This is a genomic window from Bacillus sp. SRB_8, from assembly GCF_003264205.1.
Lineage (GTDB): Bacteria > Bacillota > Bacilli > Bacillales > Bacillaceae_G > Bacillus_A > Bacillus_A mycoides.
The window spans coordinates 1-12,061 of the sequence record NZ_NADT01000003.1 but is presented as its reverse complement, the minus strand read 5'-3'; the positions used below and the strand labels follow the sequence as shown (position 1 = coordinate 12,061).

14 protein-coding genes and 1 pseudogene are annotated in these 12,061 nt (G+C 34.1%); 2 read left to right on the top strand and 13 right to left on the bottom strand.

Translation table 11 applies throughout. The features are described 5' to 3' along the window. Positions 1-11: 11 nt before the first annotated feature. From fliF to B5P40_RS00200, 11 genes and pseudogenes are all read right to left on the bottom strand, one after another. Positions 12-1,586 carry a flagellar basal-body MS-ring/collar protein FliF gene (gene fliF / locus B5P40_RS00250; protein WP_078175687.1) on the bottom strand — a complete coding sequence of 525 codons (1,575 nt, stop codon included), beginning with the start codon at positions 1,584-1,586 and terminating at the stop codon, positions 12-14. A gap of 22 nt (positions 1,587-1,608) precedes the next feature. Further along, positions 1,609-1,908, bottom strand: a complete 300-nt coding sequence (fliE, locus tag B5P40_RS00245) for a flagellar hook-basal body complex protein FliE (RefSeq protein ID WP_002193146.1) — start codon at positions 1,906-1,908, stop codon at positions 1,609-1,611. 17 nt (positions 1,909-1,925) lie between these two features. Further along, entirely contained in the window at positions 1,926-2,339 is a 414-nt protein-coding gene (flgC, locus tag B5P40_RS00240) for a flagellar basal body rod protein FlgC (RefSeq protein WP_002193147.1), read from the bottom strand. 20 nt (positions 2,340-2,359) lie between these two features. Then, positions 2,360-2,767, bottom strand: coding sequence for a flagellar basal body rod protein FlgB (flgB, locus tag B5P40_RS00235; protein ID WP_002117928.1), 408 nt, complete (start codon positions 2,765-2,767; stop codon positions 2,360-2,362). A 387-nt stretch (positions 2,768-3,154) separates the two neighbouring features. Beyond that, positions 3,155-3,427 (bottom strand): flagellar biosynthesis protein FlgG, encoded by a 273-nt coding sequence (locus B5P40_RS00230; RefSeq protein WP_078175685.1) that lies wholly within the window; start codon positions 3,425-3,427, stop codon positions 3,155-3,157. Continuing rightward, positions 3,417-3,785, bottom strand: a complete 369-nt coding sequence (locus tag B5P40_RS00225) for a flagellar export chaperone FliS (RefSeq protein WP_002193151.1) — start codon at positions 3,783-3,785, stop codon at positions 3,417-3,419. Before B5P40_RS00225 ends, B5P40_RS00230 begins: the two co-directional genes overlap by 11 nt. 22 nt (positions 3,786-3,807) lie before the next feature. Beyond that, positions 3,808-5,178 (bottom strand): flagellar hook-associated protein 2, encoded by a 1,371-nt coding sequence (locus B5P40_RS00220; RefSeq protein ID WP_113708662.1) that lies wholly within the window; start codon positions 5,176-5,178, stop codon positions 3,808-3,810. A gap of 16 nt (positions 5,179-5,194) precedes the next feature. Next, on the bottom strand, positions 5,195-6,058 hold the full coding sequence (locus B5P40_RS00215) for a flagellar hook-associated protein 3 (protein WP_113708661.1): 864 nt from the start codon (positions 6,056-6,058) through the stop codon (positions 5,195-5,197). A 346-nt stretch (positions 6,059-6,404) separates the two neighbouring features. Then, positions 6,405-7,703, bottom strand: a pseudogene (gene flgK / locus B5P40_RS00210) (flagellar hook-associated protein FlgK). A gap of 17 nt (positions 7,704-7,720) precedes the next feature. After that, positions 7,721-8,173: a hypothetical protein gene (locus B5P40_RS00205; protein ID WP_002193155.1), complete on the bottom strand. Its 453-nt coding sequence runs from the start codon at positions 8,171-8,173 to the stop codon at positions 7,721-7,723. A gap of 16 nt (positions 8,174-8,189) precedes the next feature. Beyond that, positions 8,190-8,654, bottom strand: coding sequence for a YaaR family protein (locus B5P40_RS00200; protein WP_002149161.1), 465 nt, complete (start codon positions 8,652-8,654; stop codon positions 8,190-8,192). Positions 8,655-8,797: 143 nt separating this feature from the next. Here B5P40_RS00200 and B5P40_RS00195 point away from each other — a divergent pair, with 143 nt between their 5' ends. Further along, on the top strand, positions 8,798-9,295 hold the full coding sequence (locus B5P40_RS00195; protein ID WP_113708660.1) for a flagellar motor switch protein FliG: 498 nt from the start codon (positions 8,798-8,800) through the stop codon (positions 9,293-9,295). 39 nt (positions 9,296-9,334) lie between these two features. After that, entirely contained in the window at positions 9,335-10,117 is a 783-nt protein-coding gene (locus tag B5P40_RS00190) for a CheR family methyltransferase (RefSeq protein ID WP_044441423.1), read from the top strand. Positions 10,118-10,155: 38 nt separating this feature from the next. On the opposite strand, the gene B5P40_RS00185 is transcribed toward B5P40_RS00190, so the two are convergent. Beyond that, positions 10,156-10,872, bottom strand: coding sequence for a hypothetical protein (locus B5P40_RS00185; protein WP_113708659.1), 717 nt, complete (start codon positions 10,870-10,872; stop codon positions 10,156-10,158). A gap of 27 nt (positions 10,873-10,899) precedes the next feature. Continuing rightward, a partial coding sequence (locus tag B5P40_RS00180) for a transglycosylase (RefSeq protein WP_113708658.1) occupies positions 10,900-12,061 on the bottom strand: 1,162 nt, incomplete at its 5' end.

Sequence of the window (12,061 nt, the reverse complement as noted above, 5' to 3'; positions counted from 1 at the left end):
TTCCTCCCTTACTATCCGTTTAGCCATTTTTTAATAACTTTTGCAGTACCTTCTACATGCTCTCTCGTAGCTTCCTGCACTTGGTCATCTAATGTAGGTTCTGTCGGTTCTACTGGTTCTTTTCTTGGCTCTGGTACTATTTTCTCTTCAGGAATTTCCATAATGCTTTCACTACTAGCAGCAACTTCCTCTTCTGCTAAGTATTCATCATATTCCTCTTCTTCTTTCTTTTTCTTACGTCTTGCTAAGAAGAACCATAATAATAGGCCACCAAGCGCTAACAATCCACCTGTAATTCCACCGAATAACCACCAATTAATACCACTTTCTTCTGGTTCTTTCTCTTTCTCTACTTTCGGCTGATCAAACTGAACAGTTACAACGTTAACTTGACCATTTATAAAGTTTCCGTTCGGATCAGCTTGAAGTCCAGCTGCTGTACCTATTGCTTCTTTAAACGTCGTCATATCAATTCTTCGTTTTACTAACGTATCATTATCTACCCATACAACAACATTTGTTTTCGTTAATTCTGGATGTTTCTTAATCGTTTCAACTGTTTTATCTATTTCATAATTTTCAACTTTGTTACCATTTTTATTATCGTAGACGATTTTACCATTTTGATTATTGTTCGTACCGTAGTTTGGCACTTCACCATTCGCTGTAATACCAGCACTTGGCTTCGTATCCGCCCCTTCTTGCGCAGTAGAGCTTTCCTCTTGCTCTTGTTTACTGCGAAGTACACCTTTATCCCCATATTTTTCTGACTGACGTGTAACTTCATCATAATTTACAGAGACTTTCGTATTCACTTTATATTCATTTGGCTTAAACATCGTCATTAACGTCGCATCAATACCTTGCTTTAATTTGCCTTCAATTTGTTGTTGCATCTCAACTTCTTTTTCATAAGAAGAGGAACTAGTAGATTGCGCTGCATCTGCTCCTTTTGAGATAACACCTTTTTTACTATCAATAACACTTACTTCTTCTGCTTTCACACCTGGAACGGCTGCACTAATCATTTGCTGTATACCCGCAACTTGATCAGCTGTTAATAGTTGTCCACGTTTCACACCAATAGTAATTGCTGCTGTTCCCTTTGCCTTTTCTTCATCGAAAATGGTTTCTTTTTCAGGTAATGTAATTTGAACATTTGCCGTTTCAATTGCCGCAAAGTTTCGTACAATATCTTGCTCCAATTGCTTTTTCGTACCGACAATCTGCTTCATTTTCTTATCTTGCTCACTTGAACCGAGCGAGCTTTCTAATAAAATTTCCTCACCGCTTTTTGAATTAAACGGTAAGCCCATTCCATTCATTTCTTTTCGAACCCATGGAGCATCGTTCTTTTGCACTCGAATCGAACCATCGGCTGCTAATTGGTAATCAACACCTAGCTTCGATAATTCTGCTGTAATCTCTTGCTTATCTGTATCGTTTAAATTTTGATATACAACAACATATTTATCTGGCAAGGTGAAGTATAAAAGTGCTCCTGTTACAATCGCTAAGAGCGCAGCACCAATTACTAACTTATGCCACGTTTTCAACGATTGGAAAACATTTTTTATCTTTTCCATTTAAACACACCCGTCCATTTTCCTAAATTTGCATATTAATTAGTGACTTATAATTCTCAATAAGATTATCTCGTACAAGAGCAGCCGTTTTCATTTGTGATTCAGCTTTCTTCTGCTGAATTAAAACATCATGCGTTTCTCCTACCCCTTTCGTCAGTAAATCATATACTGCTGTTTGTGCATTTTTTTGCGTTTGATCCATATCTTCCAATAAATCAATAAATTTTTTGCCTTCAACTACAGATGTTTGTGAAGTTTTCGGTGCACCAATTGGCTGAATCGCTCCAAATGGCTGGGCATTTAACATTGGTTGGATTTTCATATTTCCCCTCTTCCCTCTTATCCTCGGCCGATTTCTAAATCTTTATCGAGCATTTTTTTGTTCGCATTTAATACACTTGTATTTGCTTCATACATTTTTTGAGCAACCATTACATTCGTCATCTCAGCTGTCACATCAATGTTCGGATAACGTACATAGCCTTCTTCATTTGCATGTGGATGTGTTGGATCATATACTAGATTTTCATTTCGATCTGTTTCAATACTTTTTATTTTCACTCCGTTAGCAGGAGCTCCCTGTAGCATATTTGCAAAATTATTATTTGATTCTAGCACCACACTTCGGCGGTGATACGGCTCTGCGTCTGGCGCTCCCGTCGTATTCGTATTTACGATATTGTTAGAAGTAACTTCCATCCATTTTCTCGCTGTAGTTAGCGCTGAGCCACTTGCATTAATTGCTTGGAACATCGTTGTCTCCCCTTCTACTCTTAACGTCCACGTGCTGCTTGGTTAATTGCGTATTGCGTATTAATCGCGTTAATTGAGATACCATATAATTGGTTTGTTTTCATTAAATCTAGCATTTCTGTCGTTACATCCACACTATTTCCATCTTTATTCGTTTGCATTGATTTCGTTTGAATCTTTGCATATGTATTTTTCGTATTCGCTGTCGGCAAGTGCATTTCATTCGTTTGATATAAGTCTGAATTACTCTTTAAATCCGCAGCATTTTTTTTGAATAGTGGATTATTCATATTCATTTGTTCAGCAAATGTTACATCTTGTGCTTTAAACCCCGGTGTATTCGCATTTGCAATATTACTAGAAACAGTATTTCGCTTCGTTACTAAATAATTCATATAATGACTAACATCACTAACTAAGTCCGGCATATTCCACACCCTTCTTTACTCCATCAAGCTCGCTTATGGCATGATCATCCACTGATGGAAGTTTCACTTTATTATTCATTTCCTTATATGTATTTATTAAAATATTACCTCTTATGTACCCTTTCATATTTTATTCCATTTTCCCATTGTTGTCTTTAGAAAAAATACAAAAATATATAAAAGAATAAAAAAAACTGTATTCACTTAGTAATCTATATAACATTTCAATATAAGAACAATAAAAAAAGTTCATTTTTTTATTTTTTATATTATTTCTGTTTTTTCATTACAGTCATAAAGTGAAACCTCAATGAGCGGAACGCCTTTATTTAAACAACGGAATGGATCCCCCTTGTAATAAAGAGAACCCGTTTCCATACTTTACAATTAATATTTACCGTAAAACGAATTAGCTTTCATTCGTCCACCATTTGTCATAATCATTTCTTCCAAGATTTTTTGCTTATCTCGAATATGTTGAGCTGCCTTTATTATTAATGGACTCACTTCCGCTGCAACATCTGCTCTCGTCTTTTCATCCAAGGTCATCATCCAGCGATTTAACATAGCACTTTTCTCAGCAAATTCTTCATCTGACACTTGCAATTCACCGATTTCATTAAAGCAGCCGACAAACGCTCGATAAATATCATTGTTCATTTTCAAGTGCTCCACGGTAACCGTCTATTAAATCTTGTAACACTTGTACAATCGCATCAATGTCTTTTGCTTCACGCGTTACTTTCATCGTCTGAATTTGAATACTAATCCAATCATATAAACCGAATAGACTATCATACAAATATTTAGTAATCTCAGGATTTAATTGAAGCTTTAACTCTTCAAAAATACGTTCTAATTTTTCAAGAAGTGCATCTCCTTCTTGTAGTTTAAAAGTATTTAAAAGCTCTTCTAAATTACGAAACTCAACGATACATCTTTCATAAATAAAAATTGTATTTTTAATTGGATTACTCGTCATAATATCATTTTGCATATAGCGTTGCCATGCTTGCATACGATCACGTCCTTAACTTTCATTAATCATCACTTTTTTGCTTTGTCATTGCTTTAATTGTTTTTAGTTGCTGATCTAACATCGATAACTGTTGTTCTAACTTTGAATATTTATCAATAATGGTCTCTTGTTTTTGTTTATTCAGCTTATCTATTGCATCAATTTTTTTATCTAGCTCTTTTATTTGCCCCTCTATACTTTTTGACCTCTGCCCTATTACACCTTCATCTCCTAAAATACCATCTAGTTTTTTTTCTATCTCATGCCCTAGTCCATTAAAGCCAAAGAAGAACTGTTTTGCAGTTTCTGGATTCTCCTTAAAAGCCTTACTTAGCTTTTCTTCATCGAGAACCATTTTTCCAGTCTTATCGACTTCAATTCCAAATGAAAACATAAATTTATCATCTTGTTTGTGTCTAAATACATTAGCCATAATATTACTAATAGAAAATGCAATATTATTACCTTGCATAGCTCCATTTTCGCCGGCAAATAAATCGAGCGTTGAAACAGCCTTATTATATTGATCTCTCATTTTTTTTATCATATTGATTGATTCTTTAATGTTTGAATCTTCAATCGTAACCTTAATTGGTTCAGTCGTTTCCTTTTCCAAATCAATAGTTAATCCTGGAATTGTATCAATTTTATTAGAGGGACTGCTATCAGTCATACCATTAATTGTAAATTCGGCATTTCGAGGCGCTGTTACTTGTTTGGCAATTACATTTTTTCCATCTATCATTTCCGAAGTTACCAATCCAATGTCTTTTAATATTCCACCTTCACCATCAACTAATTTAATTTCTCCATTTTTCCCAGCAGTAGTTGATGTGAAAAACAACTGTCCACCTAATGAATATACAGACACTCCATAATTTCCATTATTCATTTTATTAACAAAATCCTTATATGTCATCTCTTTAGTAAGCTTAACTTCTTTATCGTTAATACGAAATGTAGCATCTTTTCCAATTTCCGAATCCAAGTCGATTATATTTTTAGGATTTTCAGAATCAGATTTATCTATGAGTGTAGTTGTAATCTGATGTCTTTCCGCTACTTTTTTAACATTAATCGTATACGTTCCTGCAATTGCGGAAGCATCAGCTTGAACATTAATAAATCCCTCTTTAGACACCCCTGCTTTCTTCTCATTCCCTTTAAACGCATACATATCCTTGAATACTTGCATAAAACTACCGAATTCTTTTTTCATACTCGCATATACATTTCGTTCCGTAGCTAAGGTTTGTTTTTGATTATTGTAAGGCGTTTTTTTCATTTCTAAAGCCTGCAATTCTAAATTTACTAGATTAGAGGTATCAATAATATTGTTACCAAGATTCCATATTTGCTGTCTTCCACCTAAATTTGATACTGAAGTCCCCAAGTTTTTCACTCCTTTTCTACATATAATCTAAAATACTTGTCTTACTCATTGTACTAACCGCTTTTAATGTTGCCTCATACGTCGCATTTATATAAGCTAAATCTGAAATTGCTACCGCTAAATCTACATCTTCTATCTCTTTTCTATTTTCTTGAAGAGCTAGATTTTGTTCACTTAATATCGTCTTAAATGTGTCCACTGTATTTAATATTGAACCTACTTCAGTCGTACGATTCAATATATTATCTAAACTTTTTTTATTTTCTCCCATTACAGATTCCAGTGCATCTTGGTCTCCTTTTTGCATAGCATCTCTTATTTTTGTTAACGTTTTAATTACGGGTTCCAATAAATCTTTTCCAGTACGAAACATTTTGAGTTCATATCCATCATTTAATTTCCAGGTAACGTCATTTTCCCCACCTTGATATGTACCTTCTTCTGCAAATGGTGGTTTTGAAGCACTATCTCCACCAAAAATATATCGCCCTTGTTCTTGTTTATTCGCTAAATACACCACTTGTTTTAAAAGCTGATCAATTTCTACAGCGCTTGCTTTTAATTCATTAGGACTATTCGTCCCGTTTACCGCTTGCAAAGTTAATTGATCTACTCTCGTTAAAGATTTCACAATACCTTGTAATGTATTTTCCATTTGACTTAACACATTTCTAGAATCCGCTATATCCTTTTGCATTTGTTCAATATTTGCTAAAGAATGCTGAATCGCAAATGATTTGCTTGCCGCAAGTGGATCTTCACTCATAAGAAGGTTTTTCTTCCCAGAAGTTACTTGATTTCGGTGGTATTGCTGTTGCACATTCAAATCCATCATCTGATTCTTTGCCCAGTTTGCATTTTGAAATGTAGATACTCTCATCCCTATCTTCTCCTTTATCTATATTTGACTGGGCTAGAGAAGCAACTGCAACTATGTACTGTTAGTTTCTTCCCTAGCCTTCAACCATTTCATATCTCTGATCTAACACGGATTGGCCCACTAAAAGGCTCTATCCGCTTCCACACTATACCGGATCCTCTCTCTACACATAAAAAAGGGGCTTCGTTTCTATTTGACACGGCTGTTCTCTAACCTAACTTATCCCACAACTACTTCATATCTCTGGTCTCATATCGCTCGGTCCACTAAAAGGCTCTGTCCGCTTCCACACTATGCTAGACCCTCTCTTCCAGCATAAAAAAAGCTTTTTCTTTTTTATTACGTTTTATCTAATAATCGAAAACAAACTATCAAACACTTCATTCATCGTCGTAATAGCTTTAGAGTTTGCGACAAAATATTTCTGGAAGGCCATTAAATTAACCATTTCCTCTTCCATATTGACGCCTTCTATACTCATCTTTTCTTGCTGAATACCTTCTAATAAGTCTTTATGAATATTTTGATAAGCATTCACTGCACTTTTATCAGAAGCTACACCAACGATGAATTGGTCTAACGCTTGTTTATAAGAAAGACCTTCTTTATAATCTCCATCTGTAATTCCAGCCAGTTTATTTGCTGTTTCAGCAGAAATTTTCATTTTTGAAACATCTTTTGCGAATTCAGGATTTAACTGAATATCTTTCGCCTGATCTCCAACGAAGAAATCTTTTCCCATCACTGTATTCACTTGATTTTTCACAGAACTCATTAAGTCTTCAATATTTTTCTTATAACTAGCAATCTTCCCTTTCGTATCTATTGCTGATTGAATGGCTCCACCTGTTAAAGGAATATCCGATCCATAAATCGCAACAGTCATCGGTTCGTTCCCCTTATTTAATTGAAGTGGATATGTGTCTTGTCCATTTACTGTTAAAACACCATTAATTCTAATACTCTAGATATTAGGATTCATAGATTCATAAGACACTTCTATATTGGCATATTTAGACATCTCTGTAATAATGCGATCACGTTCATCTAATAGTTGATTAGGTACTTGTGTTCCTGCCTGTCCAATTTTTTTATTCGCTTCTGCTAAACTAGCACCAAGACGATTAAATTCATTGACATGCGCTTCAATATCTTCTTTCGTCTGTACTTCCGCTGTATCTAGGTTTTTCGCAAGACGATTTATTTGACTTGTGAACTTTCCAGTTTCAGCAACTAATGTATCGTAGTAGTTTGATTGTTCTGGATTTTTCGCAACTTCACGAAAAGCATTAAAAAAACCCTCCATTAAACTAGATAATGAATTCTTTCCTGTAGTTCCTACCATAGACTCTACTCGTGATAAAGTAGAATTCATATATGCGTAGTAAGAGAACTGTGACAACTGATCATTAAATTGCTTCGTTTTCACTTCATCAGTAATTCGGTCAACACCTAATGTTTGTACACCCGAACCAATTCTCTGTCCTGGCGTATGACCGTTACTTGCTCCTACAGAACCTAAATTCACGGCTTGACGCACATAGCCAGGTGTATGAATATTAGATAAATTTTGTTTCGTCGTTTGTAATCCCATTTGGGCCGCTAGCATACCAGATAGCGGTGTATTATAATCGGATAACCTCATAATGCTTCACTTCTCCTTTACAATAGTTCATTCATAAAGATTTGCGAATTATTGTTTTTCTCCAAATTGTATTCAGAAACGGAATCCACAATACTCTCTGTAGTTTTTAATAGCACGTTTAAGTAATATTGATTTTTCAAAAGAATCATTTTTACATTTCCTTCTAATTCATTTAAACTTTTTTGTAATTCTTCCATTTTTTCAATTTCTTCCGGTGAAAAATACGAAAATAGCGAACGCATACGCAATTGTTCGACTTTCTTTTCTTCACAAAACTGAACAACCATCTCCTCAAAAGAGCGAGATAATCCTTTTACACCTTCTATGTACTGCAATTGTTCCACTTGCAGCTTTTGAACTGCATTTACATTTTTATGTTTTAAATTCTCATATATTTGTTCTCCAAGCGTTTGAATATTTTCATATGCTTTTTGAATGATAACAAGCTTTTCATATAATTGTATGTACATATAGCTTCCTTCCCTTTTACAAGACTAAATTTACAATTAAACCATGAATTTCTCCAATTTGATTTAACATTTCTAAATGCCCTGTTTTCGTATTAATTAAATTCATAACATCTTCCATTTCATTTAATCCCACTTCAGCTTGTTTTACAATTGTCATTTTCTGCGAATATCCATAACGTGGATGACGAGACATAACATCTTTATATTGCAGTAAGTTATCAACGTAAAAATTCAAAAATGATTTCACAGTATTTTTGTATTCCATAACATTATCGAGCGTTAACTCTAATTCAATTTTCTCTTTAATTTCCCCAATATTATCAACTAGCGCTTCCATTTGTTCTAACAATTTATCTTTTTTCGGATCTGCATGCAAATTATCCGAAAATGCAAGTCCTGTCCTGACATTTGCTTCTTTCGGCATTTGAGTAGCAGGCGGTATATGCGATAAAATTGGATTATGCGAGATAGAACGTAGCATATATATCACCTATTTATTTTTTTATTTCTTTCAAAACTTAATCGTAAAATCCAGTTATTTATAATTATACTCTGAACACTCATATTTTGCAGTTATTTTTTATAGAAGATATGTTACAATTTAGCATGAGGTGGCACGAATCTATGAATATTTTTCTTTGTGGTTCAAATCAATTAACAGCATTAGATCAAGAAGAAATAAAAAAAATTTTAATTGACTATGCTCACAAACATAAAATTTGCATATTATGTTATAAGTCTATTGAAAATGAAGTTCTTCGTTTTTTCATTGAAAATGAAAGACTCGCTCAAAATTTATGCTTTTATACGCTACAACCGTTACATGTATTAACAGACGAATTTCAAGAAGTCGTTGATTATTTAAAAAAACACGGAGCTGAATATATTGCTTTTGATCATCCTTCCGACTCCATTTATCGATCAGATTATATGTTTTTTGTAAAACAAATTGTCGAAGATACTGATTTAGTTCTCTGTTTTTATAATAGGGATAAACATACGTCTGTCATTCCTGTTGACATTGCAAAAGAAGCAGGAATTGACGCCGTTATTTATGATTTACCTGGCTTACATGAAAAGCAGATGAAAAAAAGCTTTGAACAAAAAATTCGTATGATGTAAAGGGGGAGGCACAATATCGTTATTGTGCCTATTGTAAATATGAAAACTGAACAAGATTATAATCATTTTATTACGAGTTTTAAACAGCTTTTTAATATGGATATCGCTTCCTATAAGCAAGATAGAATGCATAGAAGAATCGATGCGTTCATTTCAAGAAAAGGTTTTGACAATTATACAAGCTTTTTAAACAATTTACGCACTGATCAAACATTATTTTTAAGTTTTATTGACTACATTACGATTAACGTTTCAGAGTTTTTCAGAAATAAAGAACGCTGGCAAACATTAGAGACAAAAGCTCTACCAAAGCTACTTGAACAAAATAACGGTAAATTAAAAATTTGGAGTGCTGCTTGCGCTGCCGGTGAAGAACCATATACACTTTCTTTAATATTATCGAAGCATCTAGCTCCGTTTCGTTATGACATTCAAGCAACGGATCTTGATTTTCATGTTTTAGAAACTGCGAAACGTGGTCAATATACGGAACGCTCTTTGAAAGAATTACCTAATGATTTAAAACAACGTCATTTCACAAAAGAAGATGATACATATATATTGCATCAAAATATTAAACAGCAAGTTGCATTCAAACAACACGATTTATTAATGCAGACATTTGATACGAACTACGATTTAATCATTTGTCGAAATGTAATGATTTACTTTACAGAAGAAGCAAGAATAAAGCTCTATGAAAAGTTTAGTCGTTCTTTACGAAAAGGTGGCGTACTATTCGTTGGTAGCACAGAACAAATTTTAACACCCGAACGCTACAACCTTCAGCGTTTTGATACATTCTTCTACGAAAAAATATAAAAAAAGGTCGTCATAATTGAAATGACGACCTTTTTTTATTATATAATACGAATCAATATGATACCTATAACCCATATAAAGAGAAATAGAGCGGTAACAGACCATTTGTGCTCTTGAATCGTATGTTTCAACGCATGCGATAATTGCGTCATATTCATTTCTGCAAGTGCTTTCCACACACTTGCATCACGTTCTTTAGAAATACGATCCGTACCGCTAATTAAAATTGTTTCGTTAGACAATTTTGTCATGTAAGCTGTAATAACTGTTATCATTAAGTTCGTATTTCCTTCTGATGGATCTTGTTCCACTCTAGAAATGAGCGCACTTACATCAAGTAACGGAATATGTACTTTTCTTCCAAACGCAAGCTGCACTTCAGCGAAATCATACGTTCCATCTAATAACGGAACTCCCTTTATATGCGCTTGTTTAATAAGCCCCTGCAAACTTCTAACAATTTGTTCATATATTTTGTCCGATTGCTTTCCTTCTTCAGACAACATATGTAGCTTTGAAAACAACTGCAACACGGTATCCATTTCCTTAGAAAGCATTTCTTTTACAATCTTTCCATCACCTAAACTCGCAAGTAGAATCCCTATTTCATTATTTTTCGAAATGATTTGGGACTGCCCCGTAAACACAAGGTTACTCCGTTTTCGTTCTTTCTGAATTTCATGTTCTGAAATAGCAGCAGGCTGTTTTAATGGGTGTAGCGTCTTATTTTCAATTGTAGTACGTTTAATTTCCATTTAAGCGCCTCCACTACTATCAAATTATTAGCCCCACTCTTTATTACTCTTTAAAACTAAAAACAGTACAAATAATCCTGACATAATAGCAAACACATTAGAGGCTTGTACTCCCTGTTCACTTTCTTCTTCTTTTTTCTCTTGCTGTTCTTCTATTTTTTCTTTCTTTTTAGAAACGACTTGATCGTCATTTTTACCTTTTTTCTCTTTATGAGCCTTCACATTATTTACTTCCCTATTGTCTGCCCCTGGCTCTTTTATAACGTAATTGCTTTCCTCTTTCTCTTTCAACGGCTCTTTTATAAAATAGTTTACTTTCTCTTCTTGTTTTGGGATTTGAACAACTGGAAGCTTTTCTTCCGGAAGCGGAGTCGCTATTTTCGAATCTTCCTGCTTCTCAGCTTCTTTCTTATCTTCTAGTTTATTTTGATTCTCATGTTCTTCTATCTTTTCATTATCTTCCACTTTTTGTTCGATAATAGAAATGATATATTCACTCTCTGTCACAAGTTTGTTACCTGCCACATCTGTTACTTCCACAATAAGTTGGTGCGGGCCAATAGGCAGCGCTTCTGTTATTTCAATTATTTTCTGCCAATCCATGTCGTGTTTATTATAGTCTAATAAAAAAGTAATATCGTTACCTTCTTCTTTTCCCTTTAATATAACTCGCACTTCTTTAACAGCAGATTCTATATCTACCGTCTTTACTCGTATATGAACGGATTCTCCCTTTTTCCGTTCAATGAAGTTCTCTTTCGCATCATCAATAGTAACCTTCTCAAACTTCGGCAATTCTTTATCTATAGTCGGTGTTTCGTTATTTATTCGAATGAGCGGTACATTTAATTCATTCTCTATTACTTCTTCCTTCGCATCTTCTTTATAACTTTCAACGAGCTGAAGGTTCCAATCACCTTGCAAATCATATATTCCGACTTTGTAATTGGCGATCCATCGTTTCATTCCTTCTTCATACTCGAAAGATATTACTCTTTCCTGCCTGTACTGCACACCATTTTTTTGTAATTGCAGTATACCTTTTACACTTTGAATATTTTTTTCATTTGGCGCTACAGCAATTCGCAATTCTTCGCCAACTTTTAATTCCTGCTTATTAACTGTAATAATTCCTCGGTCTGTTTCTATCTTTCTTTCTTCTCGTTGTTCTTTCTCTTTCTCTTTCTCT